This window comes from Bacillus sp. FSL L8-0528 (genome assembly GCF_038593085.1).
Lineage (GTDB): Bacteria > Bacillota > Bacilli > Bacillales > Bacillaceae > Bacillus > Bacillus paralicheniformis.
In genome coordinates this window covers 2241679-2266621 of sequence record NZ_CP151961.1, presented here as the reverse complement: position 1 = coordinate 2266621, position 24943 = coordinate 2241679, and the positions used below count along the sequence as shown (strand labels likewise).

Sequence of the window (24943 nt, the reverse complement as noted above, 5' to 3'; positions counted from 1 at the left end):
GCTGGGGTGTAGACTTTATACGAAAGGATGATAAGCCTGTGCATTACTCCCATTATTGCTGTCCTACTGGAGGATACGGCTACGGGTTTCACGGCAGAAACACATTTGTGCTCATCGTTGTCCTCTTTATTTTGCTCATCATTGTCGGTGCGGCTTTCATTTGCTAGCTAAAAGCCCTACGCCCGGTCGCTTGACATGCTCACAAAGCCTTCCATCCGGAAGGTTTTTTGTTTTCATTGTAAAATTTTACATATATATGTAATATAATCATGAGGTGAAAATATCGGACAAACGGGGGAGAAACTTTGAAATATGCTTGGGTCATAAAAAGGGACTTTTTCAGACTGTGGTCTGGAACATTTTTATCGCTCTTTAGTTCGGTTCTTTTCTATTATTCATTGGTATGGTGGTCTCTATCTGAAACCGGAAGCGCCCTTTCGGGAAGCGTCGTGATTGGCATCGGTCTGACTGTCTCAATTTTGATATCGCCGTTTACAGGCTGGCTTTCCGACAGGTTTCACAGGGGGAAATTGATTGCGGCTTCAGATATGATCATTTCAACTGTATTTTTAATAATCGGATTTTTGGCTGTCAGGCATGAGTTCAGTTATGTTACTGGCGGTTGCAAGGGCGATTGTATCGGCATGTTTGACCGCAATCGAACCTGCTGCAAGATCGCTCTTGCCGGATACATTGAGAAAAGAACAAATTGAAAAAGGTATCGCATTTCAAGAAGTGATCACACAGCTTATCCAAGTGATCGTTCCGCTTGTCACAGGGGTTCTGTTTTCCTTTCTGCATTTCGGCTGGTTATGGGTGCTGTGCGGAAGCCTCTCCCTCCTGTCCATCTTTTTGGAGTGGAGAATCATAGATAAAAGGGGCAGCCAAAAGCGTATTCCTTTTACAAACAAACAATTGTTCAGCGGTTTTACAAGCTTGTTTCAAAATAAGCCGCTCAAGTATTTGTTGTATGGGACGAGCATACAGCAGCTTGTATTCAGCGGTTTTCCAATATATATCGTCATTTGGACTTCGCTATTAATAAAAGATCAGGCTTGGCTGGGCGGCGCTTTTCAATCATTTTGGGCGTGCGGGACGCTGTCTGCGGCGCTTTTCTTGTCCTTTATCGCAAAACCGGAGCACGCAAAAGCAGCTGTGCCCGCTTTAATGCTGATTTTCGGCCTGCTTTTGTCGCCTCTCGGCTGGATTGATCATGTCGTGCTCGGCGCCGCGATTTTGATCGTCATCGGAATGATCAGCGGCGTAGTCAACATCTATATTGAAGGTTACTTGCAAAGGGTAACGGAAGGTGAAAACAGAGGAAGGTCGCTGGGCGCTTTTTTTGCGGTTAACAGCTCTTTTATGCCGCTCGGCTATGCGGCCGCGGGGATGTTGTCGGATGCCGTCAGTCCCGAATATTTATTTCTCATCGTCGCACTGCCCGCGCCGTTTGCTGCGTTTTCGATGATGAGATCATTTTATTTATGGGAAAAACAGACGAAGGAAACAGTTGCTTTGCAGGACAAAACGTCAATGTGAATAAGCGCGCTTGGAAAAATAAAAGGACATGTCCTTTTATTTTTTTGTTTACAACTAACGGCGATCGCTCCGAAATCAACCATTTCCGCTTGAAAAGAGAATGCCGCCTTTTCCCCATTCATATAATGTAAAGAAAAACCTCTCATTGGGGAAGGGGGGAGTTTTCATGTCGTTTTTGATTAAGCCGGATTTGCACGCAAGCTATCCGGTCGTTCAGTATGCAAAAGGAAGCTGGATTGTCGACAATTCCGGAAAGCGGTACCTTGACGGTTGTTCAGGGGCTGTTACCTGCAATCTCGGGCACGGTGTACAAGAAGTGATTGCGACTCTCAAAGAACAGCTTGATGCCGTTTCATTTGTCTACCGTTCACAGTTTACGAGTGAACCGGCTGAACAGCTTGCCGAACTCCTTGCTGAATGGCTGCCGGGTGATCTGAATTGGTCTTTTTTTGTCAACAGCGGGTCGGAAGCTGTTGAAACCGCTATGAAAATCGCCGTTCAATACTGGCAGGAAAAGGGGCAAAATGACAAAACGATTTTCCTTTCAAGATGGAACAGCTATCACGGAATTACAAACGGAGCCCTGTCGCTGTCGGGATTTTATGAGCGCCGCTACAGGTTTACTCACATGCTGCACAAGTATCCCGCCGCTTCCGCGCCAAACTGCTACAGATGCCGGCTTTCTCATCCCGAATGCCAGGAAGCGTGCGTGAAAGAAATCGAGCTCGCCGTTAAAAGGATCGGCAAGCAATTCATCGCGGGCTTCGTGGCCGAACCCGTCATCGGGGCTGCTGGAGCAGCCATAACAGCACCTGATGGTTATTACAAAAAAGTAAAAGAGATTTGCGAAGAAAATGAAATTCTTTTTATCGCGGATGAAGTCATGAGCGGGATGGGAAGAACCGGCCGGTTGCTGGCGATTGAACATTGGGGTGTGACCCCGGATATTGCCGTACTCGGCAAGGGGATGAGCGCAGGGTATTCACCGATTGCCGCAGCGGTCATATCCGATGACATCATGGAAACGGTCAAAAACGGCTCAGGAGTCATCATGAGCGGACATACGTACAGCGCAAACCCTTTTTCAGCCCGTGCGGCGCTCGCCGTTCTCCGCTACATTTTGAAGCACGATCTTGTTAAACAAGCCGGGCTAAAAGGGGAAAAGCTGAAAAAGATGCTGAAAGAAGTCATGAAACAGTCGAGCATCATTGGCGACGTTCGGGGCAAGGGGCTTCTTCTCGGGATTGAATTTGTCGCTGATCGAAAAAGCAAAAAGACATTTCCTTCATCAATGCCGGTGTCGGCTCTCGTCATTTCCGAAGCGAAAAAAAGAGGCCTGCTTCTTTATCCGTCCCAGGCGGGTATTGACGGCGGCGGGGGAGATGCGGTCATCATTGCGCCGCCCCTTACGATATCGGATCAAGAGCTGGAAGAACTCATTCATATATTTAAACATGCCGTACACGAGATTGAAAAACAAGCGGAAAAGGTGATGCGCGAAAGATGACGATGCCGAACAAACGTATTGCTGTTGAAGATGCCATTGCCGATTTGAAAGACGAAGCGACCGTCATGTTTGGCGGATTTGGGGGAGTCGGTTCACCGCCTTCTTTCATCCGGGCGATTTTGAAAAAAGGCGTAAAAAATTTAACGGTCATATGCAATGATGCAGGATTTCCCGGCATCGGGATCGGCCCATTAATCGTCAATAACCGCGTAAGGCGGCTGATCGCTTCTCATATCGGTTCAAATCCCGTTGCGGGAAAACAAATGACCGACGGTTTTCTCGCCGTTGAATTTTCTCCGCAAGGTACGCTGGCCGAACGAATTCGTGCGGGCGGCACAGGTCTTGGCGGCATTTTGACCGATATCGGGATCGATAATGACATGGTGCGCCAAGGAAAGAATATCGTTTCATTAAACGGACGCGCATACCTTGCCGAGGAAGCCTTGAGTGCGGAATACGCTTTCATTTATGGAAAAACCGCCGATGAATTCGGCAATATCATCTACGACAAAACGGCTCGCAACATGAACCCGCTTATGGCGATGGCTGCTGATCGGACATTTGCCGAGGTCGAGCGGATCGTTCCCATTGGAGAGCTCGATGAAGAAGAAATTGTAACACCCGGTGTTTTTGTCGAAGGTGTAGCTGAAACGGAAGGGGTGAACTGGAAATGGGTTTGGGAGTCATAGAGCGGGAGAGAATCGCGAAACGGGCGGCCCGCGAAATCAAAAGCGGAATGATTGTCAATCTGGGCATTGGCATTCCGTCTTTAGTTCCCAACTTTTTAGACCCGGGCACTTCCGTAATGATCCAATCTGAAAACGGGCTTCTCGGCATCGGCGGATCGCCTGAAAAAGGAAAGGAAGATGAGAATCTTTGCAATGCGGCAGGCTGGCCTGTCACCGTAGTAAAAGGCGCTTCTTATTTTGATTCAGCTCTGTCGTTCGGCATGATCAGAAAGGGTGCGATTGATGTCACCATTCTTGGTTCTCTGCAGGTCAGCCAGTCAGGAGATCTGGCCAACTGGATCGTCCCAGGCAAAAAGGTTCCTGGAATGGGAGGGGCGATGGAGCTTGCCCAAAAGGCGAAAAAAGTCATTGTCGTGATGAGCCATACCGATAAAAACGGTGCACCCAAACTTGTCGCTGACTGTACTCTGCCGCTGACAGCAAAAGGCTGCGTCGACATGGTAATTACAGAAAAAGCCGTGATCACCATTGACAGCGGCGGTTTTGTATTACAAGAGCTGATGAATGAAGAGGATCTTGATGATGTGCTGCGGCTGACGGAGGGAAAGATCCGGATCGACGGGCCGCTTTCGTAAGAGGAGGAATTGGATGGAGAACATAGAGAGAAAAGTGTGCGATTGGATCGATTCGCATGAGCAAAAAGCGATTCGCCTTTTGAAAAAACTCGTCGGAGAAAAAAGCACGATGGGCCGAGAATTTAACGCCCAGGCCGTCGTCCTGGAGAAATTGAGGCAATTCGAAGCTGAAATCGATGTCTGGGAGCCAAGCATAAAGCAGTTGGAACAGCATCCGCTGTTTAAATCAGACAGAACAAGCTTTAAAGAAAGCCCGAATATTGCGGCTGTTAAAAAAGGAAAGGGCGGCGGGAAATCGCTGATCTTAAACGGACACATCGATGTCGTGCCTGAAGGAAACAGAAAAGACTGGGAGACGGAGCCTTTTCAGCCGGTTGTGAAGCAGGGGCGGATATACGGCCGAGGCACAACTGACATGAAAGGCGGCAATACCGCTCTTTTAATCGCGATGGAAGCGCTGGAGCAATGCGGGGTTCAACTAAAAGGAGACCTTATTTTTCAAAGTGTCGTAGACGAGGAGTGTGGCGGAGCCGGGACGCTTGCGGCCGTAATGAGGGGCTACAAAGCGGACGGCGCTTTGATTCCCGAGCCGACAAATATGAAAATGTTTATTAAACAGCAGGGCTCAATGTGGTTCAGAATCACGGTCAAAGGGCTTTCTGCGCACGGCGGCACAAGATATGAAGGCGTCAGCGCCATCGAAAAAAGCATGCTTGTCATTCAATCGCTCCGCCAGCTTGAACAGGTCAGGAATAAGAGAATAACAGATTCTTTGTATGACAATATCCCGATTCCGGTCCCGATCAACATCGGCACGATCAACGGAGGCGCCTGGCCTTCGTCGGTTGCCGACACGGTGACACTGGAAGGAAGGTGCGGAATCGCTCCGAACGAATCCCCTGAAGCCGTCCAGTCCGAGCTTGAAAACTGGCTCAACGATCTTCAGTACCATGATGAATGGTTTAAGCACTATCCTGTTGATATAGAATGGTTCGGCGCCATGTGGCTTCCTAACGATTTGGCTGAAGACCATGAACTGACGAAAGTGCTGAAATCCGCCTATCAAACCATCACGGCAGAGGCTCCGCTCATCGAAGCTTCCCCGTGGGCGACAGACGGCGGAATATTGTCGCACGCCGGAGGCACCCCTGTCATCGTCTTCGGGCCGGGAGAAACGAAAATGGCCCACCAGGCAAACGAATACATTGAAAAAGACGCCCTGATCCAGTCAGCCAAGATCATCAGCCTGTTTATTATGAATTGGTGTGATTATGAAAGGTGAAAAGATCAGCCGTTTCGGAGGTTAAATCATGGTGAAAAAATGGAGCAATGACAGCTGCACGCTTGAAGCGGATGTCGACTTGTTCAGCAAAAGGATCAGAATTGTCAATTATGAAGGCAATGTGTGTTCATTTTTTCCCGACATACTGAAAGAAGCAAAAAAACATGATATAGGGAAAATTATCATTTTCACCAAAACGACTGACAGAGACGCATTGCTTGAGCGGACGTTTGAACCGGAAGGGAAAATCGACGGATACTTTAACGGGCATGATGCTGACGTGTTCGTAAAATATGTAAAAGAAGACAGGCGAAAAACCGCTGACTGGCTTATGCAGGATCAAATGCTGGCAGAGCTGTTCAGCACACCCCGCATCGCCGAGATCCAAAACGCTTCCTTTAAAATCAGGCGGGCCGTCTCTGTTGATGCGCCTGTTCTCGCCGACCTCTACAACAGCGTCTTTCCTGTATATCCCGCACCTGTTTCAGATTCGGCATATCTCAAGGAAGCGATGGGAAAGGGGGCTGTTTACTACCTCGCTTTTGACGGCGAAAAAGTCATTGCATCAGCAGGCGCAGACGTTAATCCCGCTTTGGGGAATGCGGAAATAACCGACTGCGCCGTCCTGCCGGAATACAGGGGCTTTTCATTGACGAGGCGGTTGATTGCCGAGCTTGAAACCGACTTGAAGCAATCGGGCATCTTTTGCGTTTTTTCAATCGCAAGAGCGGCTTCTTTCGGAATGAACGCCAGTCTTTATCATTTATCATACTCATACAGGGGCCGGCTTTTGAACAACTGCCTCATTTATAGAAGCATTGAGAATATGAACATCTGGTGCAAAAATTTAAGCCGGTCTTAAAAAGTGGTCTTCCGCGGGTTTTACATTTGAAGAGACACTTTTCATGCCGGTCACATAACCTGAAAAGTATAGGGAAAATGCTGATAGGGGGATGGAAGATGGAAAACGGTCTGTTTAAGCCGAAAAGGCACTGGAAGGATATTGAGCTTTGGAAAGATGTTCCCGAGGAAAAATGGAACGACTGGATATGGCAGCTGACCAACACCGTCAGAACGCTTGAAGATTTGAAAAAAGTCGTCAATCTTACGAAAGAGGAAGAAGAAGGGGTGCGAATCTCCACAAAGACGATCCCTTTAAATATCACGCCGTATTACGCCTCACTGATGAATCCGGATGATCCGCGCTGTCCGATCAGAATGCAGTCGGTGCCGCTCGCAGAAGAAATGCACAAAACAAAATACGACCTTGAAGATCCCCTTCATGAGGATGAAGATTCGCCTGTCCCCGGCTTAACCCACCGCTATCCGGACCGGGTTTTGTTTCTCGTCACTAATCAATGCTCGATGTATTGCAGATACTGTACAAGGCGGCGTTTTTCCGGGCAAATCGGCATGGGCGTGCCGAAAAAGCAGCTCGATCAGGCGATCGGCTATATTCGGGATACGCCTGATGTCAGGGATGTGCTGATATCAGGCGGGGACGGCCTCCTCATTAACGACCAGATCCTTGAATATATTTTGAAAAACCTCCGCGCCATTCCGCACGTGGAAATCATTCGGATCGGCACAAGGGCCCCAGTCGTCTTCCCGCAGCGGATTACCGACAAGCTATGCAGCATTTTGAAAAAGTATCATCCCGTCTGGCTGAATACGCATTTCAACACGAGCATTGAAATCACGAAGGAAGCGAAGGAAGCCTGTGAGAAGCTGGTCAATGCCGGGGTGCCGGTCGGCAATCAAGCCGTTATTTTGGCAGGCATTAATGACAGCGTTTCCATTATGAAAAAGCTGATGCATGATTTGGTGAAAATCAGAGTCCGTCCGTATTATATTTATCAATGCGACTTGTCTGAAGGAATCGGCCATTTCCGAGCGCCTGTATCAAAGGGGCTTGAAATCATTGAAGGCTTGCGCGGCCACACGAGCGGCTATGCAGTGCCGACCTTTGTCGTTGACGCGCCGGGCGGAGGCGGGAAAATCGCCATCCAGCCGAATTACTTGATTTCGCAAAGCCCCGATAAAGTCGTGCTCCGCAATTTTGAAGGCGTCATTACGTCGTATCCTGAGCCTGAAAACTATGTTCCGGGGAGAGCGGACGACTATTTTGCCGAAATCTTCCCTGATGTGATGAAGGAAAAAGAGGAGATCGGCATATCGGCAATCTATGCGGATCAAGCTCTTTCATACACACCGGACGGCTTAAAACGGCTCGAGAGAAGAGAAAGCTATTCCAAGAGGCCTGATCATGAAACATTGAAAAGCCGCCGGGCAAAGCGCGATGAATTGAAAGAAAAGAAATTCCTTGCCCAGCAAAAGAAAGAAGGTGAAGCTGAGGGGCATGCGCAATGAAGAAGTGTGAATGGTGCAATGAAGAAAAAGCCGCGGCAGCCCGCACGGCGGTATATTGGGAGCTTCCCGACGGGACGAAAGCGATTGAAATCACCGACACACCTGCGGTGGAATGCGAAGGGTGCGGGATGGTCTATCAGGAGGACAGTGTCACCTGGGAAATTGAAAATCAGCTGCTCTTGATTGATACAAAAAAACTGCCATCGTCCGTTTCATATGATGCGCTGATGAAAACAGAGCGCATACTGAAGCGGAATTACTTTGACTTTTCCTCATGAAGCCGGCTTTTGCCGGTTTTTTTGCGTGTTTCAACGGGTTTTTTGTTTGTATTTTTTCAGACGGCCTGTATAATAGAACATCAAAAGAGGACAGGAGGGGAGACCGTGAAGTCTTTTTACCATTATTTAGTGAAATACCGCCATCCGAAACCGAAGGACGCGATCAGCGAATTCGCGAACCATGCTTACCTTGATCACGGATTTCCCAAGGCATCAACTCATTACGATGAAATCAGCTCTTACCTTGAGCTTAATGGGGATTATTTATCGTCAATGACGACATTTGATGAGGCTTGGGAACGATATATTTCGGAAACAAAGCGATAAAAAAACCGCAGTTGTTCAGAACTGCGGTTTTTTTGCGTTCGTTCGAGCCGACTGGGCTTTTCGGAAAACTCATCGGGCCTTGTAGCCTTAGCCCATGCGAATTGACAGCACTCAGCATACGATAAGCGTAACACGGAAGCTTCAAGGCAAGGGGGAATCCAAATGAAGTCAAACGCGCCTAAATTCAAAGTCGGGGATGTGGTCGTCGTCGTGATGTACGGGACGGTCGGAACGATTACAAAAGTTCATAAAATCGATAAGCATTTTTTGTATGAAGTCAATCATAATGAAGTGCTTTATTTCGAGACTTCTCTTCAACTTTACAAAGATTATGACGGGGTCATTGTCGATACGGAAAAGCTTGACATCGAATATGAATTTTTAATCGGAGATGTCGTCTATGTAAAAGATTACGGCAAAGAATTGTTTAAAATCACCGGGCACAGAACGGAAATTTGGAGATATGTGGAGGATGGCTGGGAAGATATCATTTACGAGCTGACCCGTTTGAAAGACGGAGAATGGCTTGAAACTGAAGAAGAAGATTTAACGCTCGTGCTTAGAACCTACGAAATGGACCAGTTCGTCCATCAGCTTCTGTTTGTTCATTATGTCGGCGAAGCCGGACAAGAGCTTGATGAACCGATATCTGAAAAAGTGTTTTTGCCATTTTCCGGTGATTCCGAGGAGCAGGATCATGAGCGCAATATGGCAGTTACTGTCGTGGATGAACTGCTTGATATCTACAATGACTATAAAGTATTGTATGAAATGTTTCAGGATGCGGAATATAAAGATATGATGGAGTTTGTGTTAAGCAGCCTGAAAGAATATTTCAAATGATAAACAACAAATATAAGAAATAAGGAAAACAGCCGAACACAATAAGAGCGAACATGGCTTTCAAGACCTTCCCCAATACCAGGTCAAACCCTTCTCCAAGCGTTTTTTGGATCATTTTCTTTTCCCCTTCCGGCTTTTGTCTTGTTACGACATGTATATGAAAGAGGACAAACATTATGACAAACCGGTTATAAAACCGAATGCCAGCTCATACATCAGAATAAGGAGGCGATCACAATGAAAGAAATTGAACTGATGATAGATACAGAAGAAATCGCTGATTTTTTTTATCTAGAGCTGACAAGAAGAGGCTACATACCGAACGAGGACGAACTGTTCGAAATTGCCGATATCACCTTTGATTATCTGATTGCAAAATGTATGATAGATGAGCATATAGAGGATTGAAAATGGAGACCGGGGCGGACCTGCTCCGGTTTTTCCTATATTATTTGCCCGGCAGGGGAGCCGGGTGTAAAATGTTTAAAAACAATGTCAAGGAGGCACTGACTTTTCTAATGTATAAAGCACTATTTTCAGCAGCTGTCTTTGTCATCATGGCCATTCTTATCCGCATCCCGGCGGTTCAATCATTTGATGTGAGCGTGATACAGGCTCTCGAGTCTGTCAGACATCCGGTTCTCACAGCGGTTTTTAAAGCGCTGACAGAGCTGGGGTCAAGCGGCTTCATGCTGCCGCTGATGCTTGCTTTAACCCTGGTTCTCGCCGTCTATAAAAAAGCAGCGGCATCACTGTATCTTTATTTGCTGTTTTTTGTTGAAAGAACGGCCAATGAAGCCTTAAAAGGCTGGATTGCCAGAGAGCGGCCCGCGATAAACCCGCTCGTGCACGAACCGTCATACAGCTTTCCGAGCGGCCATTCGATGAATGCGGCGAGCATGTATCCGTTTATCGCATTTCTCCTTTTGCTCTGCATTCCTTTTTTTCAAAAACACAGTCGCGCGGTTTACGTGTGGACCGGCCTTCTCGTCGGACTCATCGGAATCAGCCGCATGTATCTCGGCGTTCATTACATGACTGATGTTATCTCAGGTTTTTCGCTCGGTCTCGCGCTGTTTTTCATCTTCAAAAAAATTGGCGAAAAGTACCCGCTTGTTCGACAAAAGTAGTCAAAGGGATTGAGCCCCGAAGCGCCAATTTTATAAAAAAAGGAGGGATCTGTATTGCCGTTAATGTTTCAACTGTTTAAAAAAAAGCTGATACCTTATGATGTGACGATTTTTCAAACGCCTTGCTTTGGTGAAGATAAGGGATACGAGATGGTTTACAGAACGGAAATAAACGGCAGAACCCATGAAGATGTGCTGGAACGGACGTTTTCCACTTTCAATGTTTATGACACGGTGCCGAATGATTATAAGGCGAGATTTCTTGCAACTGGCGACATCGTTTTAATCGATGAAGGAAGAAAGGGAAAAACCTATTATAAACTGCTGTCTACGGGGTGGAGCAAAATCAACCGCATTTTGCTGCAGTCTTCGTAAGAAGTGAAAAACTGCGGAAGCGCTGTCCGCAGTTTTTTTATGTTGTATTTTTTCTTTTTCTGGCGCTGTATTCCTTTTCATGCGCATCCTCTGCCGCGATGACGTCCTTTGTCGGGATGTGGTTGTTTTTTTTCAATCCGGTGACTCTGTTTCGCTGTTTTTTGCCCATCATTTATGACCTCCTTCCTAAAAAATAGGATGACTAAACGCCCCGTTATTTATCCAGGAGAAAGCTGTCTTTAATCTGTCATACTAATCGCGGCCGGATAGACATACGGCTGCTCCGGCTCGCTGATCTCCTTCCATCGCTTCGTGCGGATGATCGGGATGACAGAGCCGTTATAAGACGCTTTGCCAAGCGTTCCTTCCAATTCAATCCATGTGTCAGGCTGCAATTGCTCAGCACCGTTCCATTCGGCGAGAAATCCGATCAGGCTGGCGTCTGCGATGCAGTGCGTGATCATAAATCGGGACAGCACGAGCTGGCGTGCGCTCAGCCCCGCTTCCTTATGGACGAAGCCTTTGACCGTGATCTCCTTTCCAATATAGTGATCAAGATTGCTTGTCACTTCATCATAATAGTCTGCAAACATGTCGTCATTCATGACAATCCGCTTTTCCTGTTTAAACTGATCCATCTTCCTGTCATACGCCGACTTCGTCATCGCTGAATCGGCGAGTCCTTGCTGAATCTCCGGTGTCATGACATGTTCCTTTTCGCCTTCAGTTTGAGGGGCGATCTCCGTTTTGGTGAGCATCGTCCCTTTATTGGCGGCGACAGACGACTTCAGTACAGCCGGGGAAAGGGTGAATCCGGTGATGAGGGGAAGAGCGATGACGGCATAATGCATCAGCCTGATGAAAAAGGGCTTTGACTCGCCATGATCATGCCCGCAGCCGCAATCCCCAGCGCGGTCATCCTTCACCGTCCAGATCCTGGTCAGCTGAATGATGAACAGAAACGCGAACACACCTGCGGCGATGAGGCTGGTGTAATCGTATTTAGGATTAATCAGCTTATCAATTTCCCCTGTGTAATGGAGCTTGAAAATAAAGACGGAAAAGGCAGCCAGCACAAGTGCGCGCAAAAATTGCCGAAGCTGAAAAACCATTGGTAAAACCTCCTTTCTACAGCAAACTGACAACTTTGATACAAACAAAGACAACAACGGTGATCAGGACAGACAAACAAATGACGAACTTCGGCTTAAACGCATGCAGCATCATGACCGTATTTTTTAAGTCGAGCATCGGCCCGTAAACGAGAAAAGCAAGGATGGATGAGGAAGGAAACAAATTGGTGAAGGAAGCGCCGATAAATGCATCCGCTTCAGAGCACAGCGATAAAAAGTAAGCCAGCCCCATCATGACCAATGCCGAGTCAAGCATGCCCCCTCCGAACACAAACAGCGATTTTAACGGGAGGTATGTTTGCACAAGCGCTGCAACTAAAGCGCCGATAATCAGAAACCTCCCCATATCAAAGAATTCGTCAACAGCATGTTTCAGCATATCAAAGAGCTTTTCCGAAAAAGGGGATGGTCTGCCGGAATGGGCGCAGTGTGCAGCTGTCTGCCGGCTTTCCGTTTTCAGCTGGCTCGAGCGGAACATCATGCTGATCGCAAAAGCGATGATGACCGCTGCGGCAAAACCGACGGCAACCCTTAAAACGGCCATTCGCAAGTCATTGCCAAAAGCCATATAAGTGGATAAGACGACAATCGGATTGATCAGCGGACCCGTCAACAGAAAGCCGACGCCGGCATAGATGGGAACGCCTTTTGACACGAGCCTTCTCACGATCGGGACAATCCCGCATTCGCAAGCCGGAAAACAAGCGCCGAGCAAACAGCTGACAATCACTCCTGAAAACCTGTTTTTCGGAAAAAGGGAGCGAATATGCTCTTCAGTAACAAAGATCTGGATGAAACCGGCGATTAATACTCCGATTAACACAAAGGGAAGGGCTTCGATTAAAATGCTGATGAAAATCGTATTCAGCTGCAGAACGGAAGCCGGAATCTGGAAGGGGAGGCCTGAGGCGAGCGACCCGCCGGCTGACACAAGGCATATCAGAACACCGATGACAACAAGCCCGGTAAAGTCGATTAAATAACTGTTAAGTGAACGAAACATCGCTTTTCCTCCATCCTGAAATAGCTAATCGTAATGATTCTTTTTTAAAGGTATGCCTGTCCTTTTTTAAACATGACAAGAAAAAGAATGATGCCGAATCGGAGCAGGGCTTTATTTTCTTTTTCCGCGATGTTGGTTTATAATACATATGCGAGTGGATGCTGCAATCATCATCACCAATCAGCTTTAAAAAGGCAGGAGGAATAATCATGAGCGTACATATTGGCGCAGAAAAAGGACAAATTGCAGAAACGGTGCTGCTTCCAGGAGACCCGCTGCGCGCAAAATATATCGCTGATACATATTTGGAAAACGTTGAATGTTATAACGAAGTACGGGGAATGTACGGGTTTACCGGCACTTATAAAGGAAAGCGCGTTTCCGTTCAGGGGACGGGCATGGGTGTGCCGTCTATTTCAATTTATGTCAATGAACTGATCAGAAGCTATGATGTGAAAAACCTGATCCGCGTCGGCTCGTGCGGTGCGATCAGAAAAGACGTCAATGTAAGAGATGTCATTCTGGCAATGACTTCATCAACCGATTCGCAAATCAACAGAGTGGCATTCGGCTCGATCGACTTTGCGCCCTGCGCGGACTTCGGCCTGCTAAAAGCTGCTTATGACGCTGCAAGTGAGCGGAACATCCCGGTTACGGCAGGGAATGTGTTTACGGCGGATCAATTCTATAACGACGACAGCCAAATTGAGAAGCTTGCCAAACACGGAGTGCTTGCGGTCGAGATGGAAACGACGGCGCTTTATACATTGGCTGCGAAATTCGGCCGAAAAGCCCTCTCCATTTTAACGGTCAGCGATCACGTCATTACCGGCGAGGAAACAACGGCAGAAGAAAGACAGACGACCTTTAATGATATGATTCTGCTGGCTCTGGATACTGCTTTGTAAAAGCATACATGCACTGAAAAAGGATGGATTCGAATGAACGGAAAGTACAAATACGTGACGATTGCTTCATTGCTGAGTGCAGCGGTCCTGCTTGGCACAGGATGTACCATGACCGAACAGAAGCAAAATGACACGGCTAAAACACAGAATACTGCAAATGCAAGCAAGGATGCAAAAGACCAAAAGTCAGACAGCAGCCTGGAAGATCAGGACTTCATACTCGAGAGCAAGTACTTTAATCAAATAAAAGATGTAGACGGGCTGCCGACGATTCAAAATCCGGAAAACATAATGGCGCTTGTAAATAAAGAATACGCGCTTCCCGGCAACTATGCACCGAGCGACCTGACAGTGCCTGATGTCGCGTTTTCTTTTACCGAGGATATCGACAAGCGTTATATCAGAAAAGAAGCCGCCAAAGCGCTTGAAGAGATGTTCAGCGCCGCTAAGAAAGAAGGCTATGAACTCGTTGCAGTGTCCGGCTACAGATCCTATGACAGACAAAAAGCGATCTATAACAACGAAGTCAGCCAAAAGGGAGAAGAAAAGGCGAAAGAAGCTGTGGCATATCCGGGCCAAAGCGAGCATCAGACAGGACTTGCGATGGATATTTCCAGCAAAAGCAACGGCTTCGCCTTATCAGAGGAATTCGGCAATACGAAAGACGGACAATGGGTCGAGAAGAACGCCTACAAATACGGCTATATCATCCGCTATCCGAAAAATAAAGAAGACATCACGAAATATAAGTATGAACCTTGGCACCTGCGCTATGTAGGAAAAAAAGCGGCTAAAGCCATCCAAGAACACGACTTGACGCTTGAAGAGTATTTTAAACAGGTGAAAAAGATATAAAAATGAAAGGGCCGATATCAATCGGCCTTTTCATATTACCAAAAAAACAAGCCTGCAAGAGCCACACCGGCAATTAGACCGAGGCCAAGTCCGTATACAGGGCCCCAACCCCACCAGCCGCCGTAATATCCGTAGGCGAACCCGCGGCCTCCCCGTCTGATCATCGGGGCAATATATACTTTGCTTGGTGAAACACGGACGATTCTTCCGACATGGACGCGGCCTCCTTTGTCGGTGATTCTCGCAACTCTGCCAATATTTTGGTGGCAAAACCTATAATATCGGTCCACTTGAATGCTCCTTCCATCATCTAATCTATTCCTAGTCAGCTTATGACGGATTTAATAGAAAAGGTTGGACGAAAGAAGGAGGACAAATGATGATTTATAGATGTGATATAAAAATAATATGATCGAGAGAGTCCCGGTATTTTTCCAGGTAATGCAGGTGTTTTTCCATCGTTTCATAGTCTTTGTCGGAAATTGCAGGCGACAGATCCATTTCAACGGCGTCATCCGGGTCTCCTGCATCTTCCAATACGACAGGAATGATGTCAATCTTTGAAAATCCTTCTTCTCGAAGGACATTGACCCACTCATCCTCGTCATATAATGCGGTGAATCCGTAAAATTCCGTGATTTCTTTTTTTGCTTCGTCTGTCAGTGCGTTTCCTTCCTTAAGGCAGACTTCGATCGCGACCAGCATCCCTCCGGGTTTTAAAATCCGCCGGATTTCCTGTAAAGCAGACCGGATATTTGTGAAGCTCAGCACAGATTCAGTTAATACACAGGCAAAGCTTTCAGACTGAAACGGCATTTCCTCAAGTGGAGAGCGGACAGCCGGAATGGAAAGCTGTTCTTTTTTAAAACGCTGTCGGGCTTTATCGATCATGACCGGGTCGGCATCAAGGGCAGTGACAGGAAACAGCAGCTGACCCAAATAAGCGGCGGTCTGGCCGGTTCCGCAGCCTGCATCAAGAATCGGCTGCTCAGGGTCGATGCCGGCTTTGGCGAGCACTGCCTTTGACAGGGACATCCCGCCGGGATGAGCGGATGAGACGCCGAAGCTGGCGAGCATGTCTAAATAATCGCTCAAATTGAGATCCCTCCTTTTTTGTATGCATATGCAAAAGCGGAATAATGGTTGAAAACGATCGAATGCCAGCATCCCGGAAAAATCGGTATTTAAGTGATTCGAGTTGACGAATAAAGATTCGTCCATGATAATATGGTAAGAAGAAAAGGTGGTGTTCGTTTGAAACAGCAGTTGAAACTCTTTTTGGCTGTATTGATTACGGCCGTCGCCGCCTCCGCACTGACGCTTTATCTGGTGGGCAAAGGCAGCGGCGGTTCAGTATATTCCGCTTCAGATTCCGAGAAATTCGAAAAGCTGATGGCGGCGTACGACAAAATCAAGAGCGACTATTATCAAAATGCAGACGATGAAAAGCTGACTGACGGCGCGATTAAAGGGATGCTTGGAGCTTTGGATGATCCATATTCTACATACATGGATAAGAAAGAAGCTAAAAGCTTTGAAGAAAGCATTACATCTTCTTTTGAAGGAATCGGCGCCCAAGTAGAAGAAAAAAATGGACAAATTCTAATCGTCGCGCCTATTAAAGGATCTCCCGCAGAAAAAGCCGGCTTAAAGCCGCATGATGAAATTCAGAAAGTGGACGGCAAAAGCGTAAAAGGCAAGACCGTCAACGAAGCGACAGCGATGATCCGCGGCAAAAAAGGCACGAATGTCAAACTTGTTCTCAACAGGGAAGGCGTCGGCCAAATCGATGTTACGATTAAGCGCGATACGATTCCGATCGAAACGGTTTATTCCAAAATGATCGACGGCAATATCGGTGAAATCCAAATTACGTCTTTCTCTGAAAATACCGCAAAAGAACTGACAAAAGCCATTGATGACTTGTCTGAAAAAGGTGCGGAACGATTCGTGCTGGATCTCAGAGGAAATCCAGGCGGGCTGATGGACCAAGCGATTATGATGAGCAACATGTTTGTCGATAAAGGCAAAACCATCATGCAGGTTGAATCCAAAAACGGAAAAAAAGAAGTGTACAAAGCTGAGAAGGAGCGAAAAGTGAACAAGCCGACCGTTGTTCTCGTCAACGGAGGAACGGCAAGCGCCGCTGAGATCATGGCCGCAGCACTTCACCAGTCTTCAGGCATCCCGATCGTCGGTGAAAATACGTTTGGGAAAGGGACGGTTCAAAATGCGGAGAGCTTCTCCGACGGATCGACCGTCAAGCTGACGATTGCCAAGTGGCTGACGCCGAATGGGGACTGGATTCACGAAAAAGGAATCAAACCTCAATATAAAGCGGAGCTCCCAAGCTATGCCAAACTGCCGTACCTGGATTCCAAAAAAGAGTATAAGGCAGGCAGCACCGGAGACGAAGTGAAAGCCGCCCAGCAAATGCTTCAAGCGCTCGGCTATAAGCTGAATGCGACTGGAGCTTTCGACGCACAGACGGAAGCTGCCGTTAAGGCTTTTCAAAAAGACCAAAAGCTGAAAACGACAGGCATCCTAACGGGCGAGACGACAATCAGCCTGACAAGCAAGCTGCAGGATAAGCTTTCCGACAATGATACGCAGTTGGATAAAGCGATTGAGATCTTAAAAAAAGAGAAATAAAAGAAACCCTTGCGCTCACACGGAGCACAAGGGTTTTTTGGTGATCAGGCGCTTTTTTGCACATTCTTCTTAGTATGAAACAAATAGTTGATCACAGAATTGTGTTTTACATTTTTCACAAAAAACGGATTCAACAAGACAACAGTCAAAAGGTTGGCTGCAAGGCCCCAGAATCCTTCGTAAATGCCGAAAGTGGCCCCTGTCAAATAAACGGTAAATGTAACGGCAAGGCCGATGAGAAGACCGATGATCGTCGCTTCCTTCGTCTGGTTTTTCCAGAACAGGCTGATGACGATGGCCGGGAATATCTGCACCATGCCTGAAACGCCGAGAAGCTGAAGCGTGACAAGCGCTGCGGGGAACAGCATTCCAAATAAAAGGGCCAGGCCGATGACGACAAATACCATTGAGCGCGTAATGATCGTCAGTTTTTGCCCCGAAACGCGGGGATTGATCAAATCGCGGTATAAATTGTTGGCGAATAGATTAGACGCCCCGATCGCCATGATCGAACACGGGATCAGACTTGCCAGGGCAATTGTTGAATAGGCGAATCCTTGCGTGACGCCGCCGTAGGAACTTTGGATTAAATACAGCAAGGCAAATCTCGGATTAATGTCATCGGGAAGTACGAGAAATGCGATAAAGCCTAAGAAAATGACTAAGATCAATACGATATTGTACAGCGGCAGAAACATGCTGTTTTTTCTGAGCGCATCCGCGCTGTTCGCCGTGAAGACGCCTGTCGCCGCATGGGCCCACATGAACAGGGCAAACGCGGAAACGATCGATGCCGTGATGAACCAGGCGATCCCGCGCGGTCCGTCAGAAGGGATCGTCAGCATATGCGGCGCTTCATTTGCAAGCTTGTCAATCATCGGCGTCCAGCCGTTAAAATGGATGAGCGGCAACGAAACGACCATAAACAGCATCATCACCCAAACTAAAATATCTTTAATAATGGCGGTATATGTAGGACCTTTGATGCCGCTGAAAAACGTATAGAGCGCGACAAGGATGAATGATATGATCACGACGGCATTGACGTTAATAAACCCTGTACCCGCGACTTGAAGCGTATCCTGGATTCCGCTGAGCTGCAGGCAGATATACGGGATCAGCATCAAGACGCCGACAATGGCAACAAGCGAAGACAGCAGCTTGCTGCTGAAACGTTCCCTTGCGTAATCGGCCAGCGTCGTCAGCTGATGTACTTTCGCCACCTTCCAAATCTTCGGCAGAAAAAAGTACGCGATAAAATAGGCCAAAACCGAATAAGGGATCGCGAAAAAAGCAACGCTTCCGCTTGTAAAAGCGGTGCTTGTCAATCCTAAAAACGTGTAGGCTGTATACAAGTCGGCGCCGACGAGAAACCAGACGAGCAGCCCGCCGAACCGCCTTCCGCCGACCGACCATTCTTCAACCGATTTCCGCGACTGTTTATTGCTGCCGGCGATAAATCCGATACAAACTACGGCCAAAATGATGCCGGCGGTAATGAGGAGCGCTGTTAGATTTCCCTGCATCACTCATAACCTCCGTTTCTTTTCTCAAATCTGTAAATCGCAAATGTGATCAGCGGTGTCAGCACAATCCACAGCACCAGCCAAAAATGAAAAAACGGAAGTCCGAAAACGATCGGATCGATCCGGTTTACAAACGGCAGCAAGGCAAGCTGTCCGATAAAAGGGATGATGAACAGAACCCATTTAAAAAGCTGTTGATTCACCTTTTTTCCTCCTTTAGCGATTTTAATGTTCATAATCATAGCAGTAGTCAGATTTAATCACAAGATAATTATTAGAAAAAAGTGATTTTTTAAATTATTTAAACAGCCGTTCTGACTTGCATATTCGAAAGTATAACTTTACAATAATTAATATCTCGAATTCGAGATAAAACAGAATGAAGGGGATCACTACACAGGAGATTCCTGAGTAAATGAATGGGAAAGAGACGGGCGAACGGGGGCTTTTTGATTGATGAACCGCTGGAAAGACTGGCGCAATGACATCGCGGAAACAAAATGGGAAAAGGAGTGAAAGGAAATGAATCATATATATGAGAAAGGGAATTCGGATACCACCCTGTTGTTATTGCATGGAACAGGGGGAAACGAACACGATCTTCTGCCGATCGGCAGGATGATTGATTCCGATGCAAATTTGCTCGGAGTCAGGGGAAATGTGCTGGAAAACGGAATGCCCCGGTTTTTCAGGCGCTTGAGAGAAGGGGTGTTTGACGAGAAAGATTTGATCGACCGGACGGATGAATTAAAAACGTTTCTAGATGAAGCAGCCAAGGAACTTCACTTTGACAGAAGCCGGGTGGTCGCAATCGGCTATTCAAACGGCGCCAATATCGCGGGAAGTCTGCTGTTCCGTCATGAACATGTACTGAAAGGGGCGATTTTGCATCATCCGATGGTTCCGTTTAGAAATCGCAAGCTCCCTGATATGACAGGTCTGCCCGTGTTTATCGGGGCCGGCAAAACAGATCCGCTCTGTCCGCCGCAGGAATCAAGCGAGCTTGCCGGCTATTTCACAAACGCCGGCGCCAAAGTGCTCCTTCACTGGGAAGGCGGAGGCCATCAGCTGACACACGGCGAAATTGAAAAGGCGAAAATCTGGTATGAAAAGCATATAAAAGCATAAAAATAAACCTTAGTCCTTTTTTGGGACTAAGGTTTTTAACATGTTTACAGCCATGTAGATACGTCAGACACATCGAAACGATTGCTTTTGTGCGCAGGTTTGACCGGCTTTCCGACCGAAATCAGCATAACCGGTACATAGCGTTCATCGATGTTGAATTCTTTCACAAATGCTTCCTTGTCAAAGCCGCCCATTGCGCATGTGTCATAGCCCATTGCTTTGGCTGCGATCATCAGCTGCATGGCTGCTAGAGATGCGTTTGTAAACGCGGCGTCTCTTGCAAATCCGCTGTTTTGATAAGCGCCGTTGATTTGTCCGAGCAGCGTGTTTTTGATTTCTTCAGTCATATAGCCTGCTTCTGCCAGAGGGCCGTATACGGCTTCACCGTTCAGATTCGCTTGTAAGTCCCCGAGCACCGCTACGACCGCAGAGGCCTGACTGACTTGCTTTTGGTTGAACGCGATCGGAAGGAGCCTATCTTTTGATTCCTGGCTGTGAAAGACTGTAAAATGCCAGTGCTGCAGATTCCAGGCTGACGGAGCCTTTGTGGTGATGCTCAGCAGCTTTGTCAGCTCCTCTTTGGAAATCGAAACGCTTGTGTCATATTCTTTAATCGAAGTACGCTCTTCCAGAATGTTGAGAGCGGTGTTTTCTTGTGAAGACATGTGACTTCCTCCTTTGGGCTAAACGTGTTATGATAGAGTTAGATAAAAAGTTAGAAACTTACTTTTTGTAACTTTAATGAGTATTTTAATGGCACACATTATATTTGTCAACTGGATATGGAGGGGTGAGAGAATTGGGGTTTACAATGTGTCCTAGAATGGAAGCCGCCTTTTCTTTACTCGGCAAACGATGGAATGGACTGATCATCCATGTATTATTGGATGGACCTAAACGATTTAAAGACTTGACTGAAATGATACCGATGATCAGCCAGAAAATGCTGGCTGAACGTTTAAAAGAGCTCGAACACTGCAAAATAGTCGAGCGTCAAGTGCTCCCGGAAACGCCGGTAAAAGTGATCTATCAATTGACAGACAAGGGAACGGCGCTGGAGCCTGTCCTCAAGGAGATACAAACCTGGGCCGAAAGCCATTGTGATCCGGAAGGGAGCTGACCGGATTGAACAGTAAAGAAACTGTCGTCATTACAGGCGGGGCAAAAGGCATTGGAAGAGACCTCGTGGCCGCCTATGCTCAAAAAGGTTTTATCGTCGTATTCGCCGACGTATTGAAGGAAGAGGGTGAACAGCTTGAAAAAGAGCTGACCGCTTCCGGTGCGCGGGTCCAATTTGCACCTTGTGATGTAGCTTCTGAAGAAGACGTGAAACGGCTGATGCAGGAAGCTTCCCGAAACGGCCGTTCGATATCGGCGCTCATCAATAATGCGGGCCGATCAGTTTGGAAGTCCCCTTACGACTTGACGGCTGAAGAATGGGACGGCGTCCTGAATACGAATTTGAAAGGCGCGTTTCTTTGCGCAAGAGAAGCGGCCAAAAGAATGAAAGAGGCGAAAACAGGCGGTGCCATCGTCAATATCGCTTCGACAAGGGCATTTATGTCCGAACCGGACTCAGAAGCCTATGCCGCGTCAAAAGGGGGCTTAATAGCTTTGACTCACGCATTGGCCGCGTCTTTAAGCAAAGATTCAATCGTGGTCAACAGCATTTCCCCGGGCTGGATTGAAACCGGTGATTATACTGCCCTGCGGCCTATTGACCACGCGCAGCATTTGTCAAACAGGGTCGGCCGCCCACAGGATATCGTCAAAGCATGCTTTTATTTGACCGATCCGGACAATCGCTTCGTCACCGGTACAAACATAACGGTGGACGGCGGAATGACAAAAAAAATGATTTATGAAGAATAGCCCAAACGTTTCCCGACTTTATGAATACCTTTACTATAGGCAGACATAAAGGAGGATAAAAGCCAATGAACCCTCATATGCTTTATTCGAGATCAGGTCCTGCCGGATACCCGGCCAGATTCCCGTTATTCTGGGGTTTTGGAGCGCCGCTTGTCGGCGGATTGCTGGGCGGATTTCTCGGAAGCGCGATTTTTAACTACCCAAGACCTTACGCTTACCCGCCGCCATACCCGGGACCTTACGGCGGCGCGCCTTATTACGGCTACGGGGCAGCTCCTGGGGCTTTTCCGTACGGAGGTGTTCCGGGCGCAGCTCCATACAGAGGAGCAGGACCGGGCTATTGATCAATAAGCCAATTGTTGCTGGCGTCTAAATGCCGGATGTCAATATGAAGCGGCGGCCAAAGCCTGCGAATCTTTTCGCCTTTGGCCGCCGTCTCATTCTTTCCGGATCGATCAGTCAGGGAACTGTACTTTTCCCGGTACGGTATATGCGCTTGACGTCCCGTTTTCCGGAAGCTTTTTTATCGTGTCTTTGACGACTTTTCCTCGGATATCTGTGATCCTGACTTTAAGCGGACTTGTCCCGAGATTGGTGCTGACGAAATGGTTGTAATCCGTTTTCTCCATGTTGATCCACTTTCCGTCTTTGTAATATTCCATTTTCATGACGGGATATTTGTGGTTTCTGACTTGGATCGCCGCCCACCATTGGCTGCTGCCTTCTTTGATCCGGTAAGTGAAATTGCCGGTAATCGGCGCTTTGACTATACGCCATTTAATGTCGATTTTGCCGTCTTTCATATCGCCGATCTCGCGAAAAGCGTTCGGTGAAAGGTCAAGGGCTCCCGGCGCTCCTTCAGGATACAGATCGGTAACATAGACGGTCGTTTTTCCTTTCGGCCCTTCAACCCGCAGATAGGCGCCGGCAAGAGCAGCTTTCACACCGCGGTAATTCATATCTGTCGGATTTAAAGCGGTGATCTTCATATTGGACGGAATAGGGTCCAAAAGCAATGCGCCGCCGGAGTAGCCCGACCCCGTATAAGTGGCATAGCCCGTATGCAGTGAGTTGTACGCAGCGGAAGCTTGAGGCGAAAAACAAAGGATTGTCAAAAACATTGCTGTGATCAATATGCTGATTTTCTTTTTCATATACATCCTCCTGTTTTATAAATTGAGAACCATTATCATTATAAGGACAAATCGACAACAGCCGAAAGAGGAAATAGTTACAGAGACTTTTTAAGGAATAATGACTAACACTGTCAAAATTTAAAGGCGCGGCCGAATGTCAGGCAAATGAGATGATCATCCTTGAGGAGTAGTGTTAAGATGATACAGGAAGAAAAAAAACAGCCTGCTTTTTCAAGCTGGCCGTTTTCAAAACGTGATGTCGATTTCAGACAGGTTAAAGTCCTCATTTTTTAAGAACATCACTTCCAAAATGCCGTCTTTAAATATTGCTTTCGTACCCTTTCTGCGCACTAGAGAGGGGAGAACGACTTTTTCCTGCCGCCCTTTTTCAGGGTAGTTTTCTATGATCAGGGTTTGTGAAGTATGTTTAATTTTCAGAAGGTTAAGCTGTTCTTTGGTGAGCGGTATTTTAACAAATACATGGCTTGTCGTTTCAAAAATATCAATCGGATCAGATTCATCTGCCTCCGATGTTTCTTTTGAGAGAGGGTCACGAAAAGGAAATTGAACTGCATACCCCGGTCCGAAAACGCTTTTCATCATGTGGTGGATATATTGCTCCACATCTTTCGGGTCAGCGTTTTTTAATCCGTCCTTGGAAAACTGCTGAAATGGAAAAAAGCGTTGCCAATCAAACACGATCACACTTCCTTTCACATAGACGGTACAGTATATGCAAAAAAGTGCGGAAAGTGATGAAGAAGAAAGGAAAGAAACAGACATGAATCATTCATCTCAAACGAAAGGAATCATTTACACAGCGCTTTCTTATTTGCTGTGGGGGCTCCTTCCTTTATATTGGAAAGTGCTCGATCAGACGGCCGCGCTCGATATTCTGGCGCACCGGATTATCTGGTCATTTGTTTTTATGTGCGGGGTGCTTCTCGTTTTGCGGCAGTGGAAAAACGGAGTCAAAGCATTTCGCTCGCTTTCGGGAAACCGAAAGGAATTTGTTCCGCTCATTTTGTCGTCCGTTCTGATTTCGATCAATTGGTATGTCTACATATGGGCCGTCAGCAACGGCTATATTCTTGAAGCGAGCCTGGGCTACTACATCAATCCGCTCGTATCGATCGTTCTCGGAATTGTCTTTTTAAAGGAAAAGCTAACGCGGATGCAGGGAGCGGCAGTTCTTCTCGCTGCCCTCGGCGTGCTTATTTCAGCTTTTCAGTACGGGTCCGTGCCGTACATCGCCCTGATGCTCGCATTCAGCTTCGGGCTCTACGGACTGGCGAAAAAGCGCACATCGCTCTCAAGTGCCATAGGACTTACTTTGGAAACGATGATGATCGCTCCGGTTGCAGCGATCTACCTGCTGTTCCTCAGCCATCCGGAAAAGGCTCAAGCCGCTTCAGGGAGCATCGGCATGATGGTGCTGCTGTTTTTGGCAGGAGTGTTAACCGCGATTCCGCTGCTTTTATTTGCGGAAGGTGCGAAAAAACTTCCGCTTTATCAAGTTGGCATTTTGCAATATATCGCTCCGACCATTACATTATGCTTAGGCGTTTTCGTCTACCATGAACCGTTCAGCAGCAGCAAGGTCTTTACGTTTACCTGCATATGGGCGGCGCTGATTTTGTTTACACTTTCGCAATTTCAATGGAAGAAACCGGAGAAAGTATTTTTGAAAAGAAAAAATTCCTTTCATCCGTAAGCCCTTTTTCTTTTCAATAAGCACCGATTATGTATAATTAA

General features: G+C 47.2%; 34 protein-coding genes. 23 read left to right on the top strand and 11 right to left on the bottom strand.

Annotated elements, in window-relative coordinates; all coding sequences use genetic code 11:
* The first annotated feature begins 38 nt into the window (after positions 1–38).
* The 12 genes from MHI30_RS11385 to MHI30_RS11330 all read left to right on the top strand — a co-directional run bounded on the left by MHI30_RS11385 (position 39) and on the right by MHI30_RS11330 (position 9470).
* Complete coding sequence (locus MHI30_RS11385) at positions 39–167, top strand: YjcZ family sporulation protein (RefSeq protein WP_003182774.1); 129 nt, start codon at positions 39–41, stop codon at positions 165–167.
* Between the two features lie 138 nt (positions 168–305).
* Complete coding sequence (locus MHI30_RS11380) at positions 306–713, top strand: hypothetical protein (RefSeq protein WP_237562599.1); 408 nt, start codon at positions 306–308, stop codon at positions 711–713.
* The gene (locus MHI30_RS11375) at positions 610–1539 is read left to right on the top strand and encodes an MFS transporter (RefSeq protein ID WP_237562600.1); all 930 of its coding nucleotides are present in this window, start codon (positions 610–612) and stop codon (positions 1537–1539) included. The genes MHI30_RS11380 and MHI30_RS11375 overlap by 104 nt, the downstream gene beginning before the upstream one ends.
* A gap of 166 nt (positions 1540–1705) precedes the next feature.
* Positions 1706–3046, top strand: a complete 1341-nt coding sequence (locus MHI30_RS11370; RefSeq protein ID WP_075754193.1) for an aspartate aminotransferase family protein — start codon at positions 1706–1708, stop codon at positions 3044–3046.
* Positions 3043–3735, top strand: coding sequence for a CoA transferase subunit A (locus MHI30_RS11365; protein ID WP_003182769.1), 693 nt, complete (start codon positions 3043–3045; stop codon positions 3733–3735). Before MHI30_RS11370 ends, MHI30_RS11365 begins: the two co-directional genes overlap by 4 nt.
* Positions 3717–4370 (top strand): 3-oxoacid CoA-transferase subunit B, encoded by a 654-nt coding sequence (locus tag MHI30_RS11360; RefSeq protein ID WP_003182767.1) that lies wholly within the window; start codon positions 3717–3719, stop codon positions 4368–4370. The genes MHI30_RS11365 and MHI30_RS11360 overlap by 19 nt, the downstream gene beginning before the upstream one ends.
* 13 nt (positions 4371–4383) lie before the next feature.
* Positions 4384–5652, top strand: a complete 1269-nt coding sequence (locus tag MHI30_RS11355) for a peptidase (protein WP_003182765.1) — start codon at positions 4384–4386, stop codon at positions 5650–5652.
* Between the two features lie 28 nt (positions 5653–5680).
* On the top strand, positions 5681–6514 hold the full coding sequence (gene ablB / locus MHI30_RS11350; protein WP_003182763.1) for a putative beta-lysine N-acetyltransferase: 834 nt from the start codon (positions 5681–5683) through the stop codon (positions 6512–6514).
* 98 nt (positions 6515–6612) lie between these two features.
* Positions 6613–8022 carry a lysine 2,3-aminomutase gene (gene ablA, locus MHI30_RS11345; RefSeq protein ID WP_003182762.1) on the top strand — a complete coding sequence of 470 codons (1410 nt, stop codon included), beginning with the start codon at positions 6613–6615 and terminating at the stop codon, positions 8020–8022.
* Entirely contained in the window at positions 8019–8300 is a 282-nt protein-coding gene (locus tag MHI30_RS11340; protein WP_003182761.1) for a YokU family protein, read from the top strand. Before ablA ends, MHI30_RS11340 begins: the two co-directional genes overlap by 4 nt.
* 105 nt (positions 8301–8405) lie before the next feature.
* Positions 8406–8627 carry a YozE family protein gene (locus tag MHI30_RS11335; protein ID WP_026699185.1) on the top strand — a complete coding sequence of 74 codons (222 nt, stop codon included), beginning with the start codon at positions 8406–8408 and terminating at the stop codon, positions 8625–8627.
* Positions 8628–8789: 162 nt separating this feature from the next.
* Entirely contained in the window at positions 8790–9470 is a 681-nt protein-coding gene (locus MHI30_RS11330) for a hypothetical protein (protein ID WP_003182758.1), read from the top strand.
* Here MHI30_RS11330 and MHI30_RS11325 read toward each other — a convergent pair.
* Positions 9463–9585, bottom strand: a complete 123-nt coding sequence (locus MHI30_RS11325; RefSeq protein WP_095324178.1) for a hypothetical protein — start codon at positions 9583–9585, stop codon at positions 9463–9465. The two genes, MHI30_RS11330 and MHI30_RS11325, sit on opposite strands and share 8 nt — an antisense overlap.
* A gap of 122 nt (positions 9586–9707) precedes the next feature.
* Between MHI30_RS11325 and MHI30_RS11320 the strand changes: the two genes are divergently transcribed.
* The 3 genes from MHI30_RS11320 to MHI30_RS11310 all read left to right on the top strand — a co-directional run bounded on the left by MHI30_RS11320 (position 9708) and on the right by MHI30_RS11310 (position 10975).
* On the top strand, positions 9708–9878 hold the full coding sequence (locus MHI30_RS11320) for a YozD family protein (RefSeq protein ID WP_003182754.1): 171 nt from the start codon (positions 9708–9710) through the stop codon (positions 9876–9878).
* 110 nt (positions 9879–9988) lie between these two features.
* Complete coding sequence (locus tag MHI30_RS11315) at positions 9989–10600, top strand: phosphatase PAP2 family protein (protein WP_025804732.1); 612 nt, start codon at positions 9989–9991, stop codon at positions 10598–10600.
* A gap of 63 nt (positions 10601–10663) precedes the next feature.
* The gene (locus MHI30_RS11310) at positions 10664–10975 is read left to right on the top strand and encodes a YodL domain-containing protein (protein ID WP_031314648.1); all 312 of its coding nucleotides are present in this window, start codon (positions 10664–10666) and stop codon (positions 10973–10975) included.
* A 37-nt stretch (positions 10976–11012) separates the two neighbouring features.
* Here MHI30_RS11310 and MHI30_RS11305 read toward each other — a convergent pair whose 3' ends face one another.
* From MHI30_RS11305 to MHI30_RS11295, 3 genes are all read right to left on the bottom strand, one after another.
* Positions 11013–11144, bottom strand: coding sequence for a hypothetical protein (locus tag MHI30_RS11305; RefSeq protein ID WP_011198055.1), 132 nt, complete (start codon positions 11142–11144; stop codon positions 11013–11015).
* A 70-nt stretch (positions 11145–11214) separates the two neighbouring features.
* The gene (locus MHI30_RS11300) at positions 11215–12087 is read right to left on the bottom strand and encodes a TIGR03943 family protein (protein ID WP_026699186.1); all 873 of its coding nucleotides are present in this window, start codon (positions 12085–12087) and stop codon (positions 11215–11217) included.
* 16 nt (positions 12088–12103) lie between these two features.
* Positions 12104–13111, bottom strand: coding sequence for a permease (locus MHI30_RS11295; RefSeq protein WP_003182744.1), 1008 nt, complete (start codon positions 13109–13111; stop codon positions 12104–12106).
* Between the two features lie 209 nt (positions 13112–13320).
* Here MHI30_RS11295 and deoD point away from each other — a divergent pair, with 209 nt between their 5' ends.
* Both deoD and MHI30_RS11285 read left to right on the top strand, forming a co-directional pair.
* On the top strand, positions 13321–14019 hold the full coding sequence (gene deoD, locus MHI30_RS11290; protein ID WP_003182742.1) for a purine-nucleoside phosphorylase: 699 nt from the start codon (positions 13321–13323) through the stop codon (positions 14017–14019).
* Between the two features lie 33 nt (positions 14020–14052).
* Positions 14053–14874: a M15 family metallopeptidase gene (locus MHI30_RS11285; protein ID WP_003182740.1), complete on the top strand. Its 822-nt coding sequence runs from the start codon at positions 14053–14055 to the stop codon at positions 14872–14874.
* A gap of 35 nt (positions 14875–14909) precedes the next feature.
* Here the strand turns inward: MHI30_RS11285 and MHI30_RS11280 are convergent, their stop codons facing one another.
* Both MHI30_RS11280 and MHI30_RS11275 read right to left on the bottom strand, forming a co-directional pair.
* Positions 14910–15164 (bottom strand): hypothetical protein, encoded by a 255-nt coding sequence (locus MHI30_RS11280; RefSeq protein ID WP_003182737.1) that lies wholly within the window; start codon positions 15162–15164, stop codon positions 14910–14912.
* 94 nt (positions 15165–15258) lie between these two features.
* Positions 15259–15969 (bottom strand): class I SAM-dependent methyltransferase, encoded by a 711-nt coding sequence (locus tag MHI30_RS11275; RefSeq protein WP_003182736.1) that lies wholly within the window; start codon positions 15967–15969, stop codon positions 15259–15261.
* Between the two features lie 159 nt (positions 15970–16128).
* Between MHI30_RS11275 and MHI30_RS11270 the strand changes: the two genes are divergently transcribed.
* Positions 16129–17526, top strand: a complete 1398-nt coding sequence (locus MHI30_RS11270; protein ID WP_011198053.1) for a S41 family peptidase — start codon at positions 16129–16131, stop codon at positions 17524–17526.
* Between the two features lie 44 nt (positions 17527–17570).
* On the opposite strand, the gene MHI30_RS11265 is transcribed toward MHI30_RS11270, so the two are convergent.
* Complete coding sequence (locus MHI30_RS11265) at positions 17571–19052, bottom strand: sodium:solute symporter (protein ID WP_003182732.1); 1482 nt, start codon at positions 19050–19052, stop codon at positions 17571–17573.
* Positions 19052–19255 carry a DUF3311 domain-containing protein gene (locus tag MHI30_RS11260; protein ID WP_003182729.1) on the bottom strand — a complete coding sequence of 68 codons (204 nt, stop codon included), beginning with the start codon at positions 19253–19255 and terminating at the stop codon, positions 19052–19054. Before MHI30_RS11260 ends, MHI30_RS11265 begins: the two co-directional genes overlap by 1 nt.
* Before the next feature lie 319 nt (positions 19256–19574).
* On the opposite strand from MHI30_RS11260, the gene MHI30_RS11255 reads away from it, so the two are divergent.
* On the top strand, positions 19575–20180 hold the full coding sequence (locus MHI30_RS11255; protein ID WP_075754197.1) for an alpha/beta hydrolase: 606 nt from the start codon (positions 19575–19577) through the stop codon (positions 20178–20180).
* 44 nt (positions 20181–20224) lie between these two features.
* Here MHI30_RS11255 and MHI30_RS11250 read toward each other — a convergent pair whose 3' ends face one another.
* Positions 20225–20845 (bottom strand): nitroreductase family protein, encoded by a 621-nt coding sequence (locus MHI30_RS11250; RefSeq protein ID WP_003182726.1) that lies wholly within the window; start codon positions 20843–20845, stop codon positions 20225–20227.
* A gap of 134 nt (positions 20846–20979) precedes the next feature.
* Between MHI30_RS11250 and MHI30_RS11245 the strand changes: the two genes are divergently transcribed.
* The 3 genes from MHI30_RS11245 (at position 20980) to MHI30_RS11235 (ending at position 22396) form a co-directional block, all read left to right on the top strand.
* Entirely contained in the window at positions 20980–21300 is a 321-nt protein-coding gene (locus MHI30_RS11245) for a winged helix-turn-helix transcriptional regulator (protein ID WP_003182724.1), read from the top strand.
* A gap of 5 nt (positions 21301–21305) precedes the next feature.
* Positions 21306–22052, top strand: coding sequence for an SDR family oxidoreductase (locus tag MHI30_RS11240; protein ID WP_003182722.1), 747 nt, complete (start codon positions 21306–21308; stop codon positions 22050–22052).
* Positions 22053–22117: 65 nt separating this feature from the next.
* Positions 22118–22396, top strand: a complete 279-nt coding sequence (locus MHI30_RS11235) for a hypothetical protein (protein WP_003182720.1) — start codon at positions 22118–22120, stop codon at positions 22394–22396.
* A 111-nt stretch (positions 22397–22507) separates the two neighbouring features.
* Here the strand turns inward: MHI30_RS11235 and MHI30_RS11230 are convergent, their stop codons facing one another.
* On the bottom strand, positions 22508–23206 hold the full coding sequence (locus MHI30_RS11230; protein ID WP_003182719.1) for an expansin EXLX1 family cellulose-binding protein: 699 nt from the start codon (positions 23204–23206) through the stop codon (positions 22508–22510).
* Between the two features lie 228 nt (positions 23207–23434).
* The gene (locus tag MHI30_RS11225; RefSeq protein WP_026699187.1) at positions 23435–23887 is read right to left on the bottom strand and encodes a spore gernimation protein GerT; all 453 of its coding nucleotides are present in this window, start codon (positions 23885–23887) and stop codon (positions 23435–23437) included.
* Between the two features lie 82 nt (positions 23888–23969).
* Here MHI30_RS11225 and rarD point away from each other — a divergent pair, with 82 nt between their 5' ends.
* Positions 23970–24902: an EamA family transporter RarD gene (gene rarD, locus MHI30_RS11220; RefSeq protein WP_075754392.1), complete on the top strand. Its 933-nt coding sequence runs from the start codon at positions 23970–23972 to the stop codon at positions 24900–24902.
* Positions 24903–24943: the final 41 nt, after the last annotated feature.

Excerpts from the sequence above, each read along its gene's own strand:
- MHI30_RS11300 (WP_026699186.1), bottom strand. The coding sequence starts at position 12,087 with ATGGTTTTTCAGCTTCGGCAATTTTTGCGCGCACTTGTGCTGGCTGCC.
- MHI30_RS11310 (WP_031314648.1), top strand. The coding sequence starts at position 10,664 with ATGTTTCAACTGTTTAAAAAAAAGCTGATACCTTATGATGTGACGATT.
- MHI30_RS11355 (WP_003182765.1), top strand. The coding sequence starts at position 4,384 with ATGGAGAACATAGAGAGAAAAGTGTGCGATTGGATCGATTCGCATGAG.
- MHI30_RS11255 (WP_075754197.1), top strand. The coding sequence starts at position 19,575 with ATGAATCATATATATGAGAAAGGGAATTCGGATACCACCCTGTTGTTA.
- MHI30_RS11235 (WP_003182720.1), top strand. The coding sequence starts at position 22,118 with ATGAACCCTCATATGCTTTATTCGAGATCAGGTCCTGCCGGATACCCG.
- ablB (WP_003182763.1), top strand. The coding sequence starts at position 5,681 with ATGGTGAAAAAATGGAGCAATGACAGCTGCACGCTTGAAGCGGATGTC.
- MHI30_RS11250 (WP_003182726.1), bottom strand. The coding sequence starts at position 20,845 with ATGTCTTCACAAGAAAACACCGCTCTCAACATTCTGGAAGAGCGTACT.
- MHI30_RS11340 (WP_003182761.1), top strand. The coding sequence starts at position 8,019 with ATGAAGAAGTGTGAATGGTGCAATGAAGAAAAAGCCGCGGCAGCCCGC.
- MHI30_RS11320 (WP_003182754.1), top strand. The coding sequence starts at position 9,708 with ATGAAAGAAATTGAACTGATGATAGATACAGAAGAAATCGCTGATTTT.
- MHI30_RS11360 (WP_003182767.1), top strand. The coding sequence starts at position 3,717 with ATGGGTTTGGGAGTCATAGAGCGGGAGAGAATCGCGAAACGGGCGGCC.
- MHI30_RS11315 (WP_025804732.1), top strand. The coding sequence starts at position 9,989 with ATGTATAAAGCACTATTTTCAGCAGCTGTCTTTGTCATCATGGCCATT.
- MHI30_RS11325 (WP_095324178.1), bottom strand. The coding sequence starts at position 9,585 with ATGATCCAAAAAACGCTTGGAGAAGGGTTTGACCTGGTATTGGGGAAG.
- ablA (WP_003182762.1), top strand. The coding sequence starts at position 6,613 with ATGGAAAACGGTCTGTTTAAGCCGAAAAGGCACTGGAAGGATATTGAG.
- rarD (WP_075754392.1), top strand. The coding sequence starts at position 23,970 with ATGAATCATTCATCTCAAACGAAAGGAATCATTTACACAGCGCTTTCT.
- MHI30_RS11365 (WP_003182769.1), top strand. The coding sequence starts at position 3,043 with ATGACGATGCCGAACAAACGTATTGCTGTTGAAGATGCCATTGCCGAT.
- deoD (WP_003182742.1), top strand. The coding sequence starts at position 13,321 with ATGAGCGTACATATTGGCGCAGAAAAAGGACAAATTGCAGAAACGGTG.
- MHI30_RS11285 (WP_003182740.1), top strand. The coding sequence starts at position 14,053 with ATGAACGGAAAGTACAAATACGTGACGATTGCTTCATTGCTGAGTGCA.
- MHI30_RS11330 (WP_003182758.1), top strand. The coding sequence starts at position 8,790 with ATGAAGTCAAACGCGCCTAAATTCAAAGTCGGGGATGTGGTCGTCGTC.
- MHI30_RS11295 (WP_003182744.1), bottom strand. The coding sequence starts at position 13,111 with ATGTTTCGTTCACTTAACAGTTATTTAATCGACTTTACCGGGCTTGTT.
- MHI30_RS11230 (WP_003182719.1), bottom strand. The coding sequence starts at position 23,206 with ATGAAAAAGAAAATCAGCATATTGATCACAGCAATGTTTTTGACAATC.
- MHI30_RS11375 (WP_237562600.1), top strand. The coding sequence starts at position 610 with ATGTTACTGGCGGTTGCAAGGGCGATTGTATCGGCATGTTTGACCGCA.
- MHI30_RS11265 (WP_003182732.1), bottom strand. The coding sequence starts at position 19,052 with ATGCAGGGAAATCTAACAGCGCTCCTCATTACCGCCGGCATCATTTTG.
- MHI30_RS11370 (WP_075754193.1), top strand. The coding sequence starts at position 1,706 with ATGTCGTTTTTGATTAAGCCGGATTTGCACGCAAGCTATCCGGTCGTT.
- MHI30_RS11305 (WP_011198055.1), bottom strand. The coding sequence starts at position 11,144 with ATGGGCAAAAAACAGCGAAACAGAGTCACCGGATTGAAAAAAAACAAC.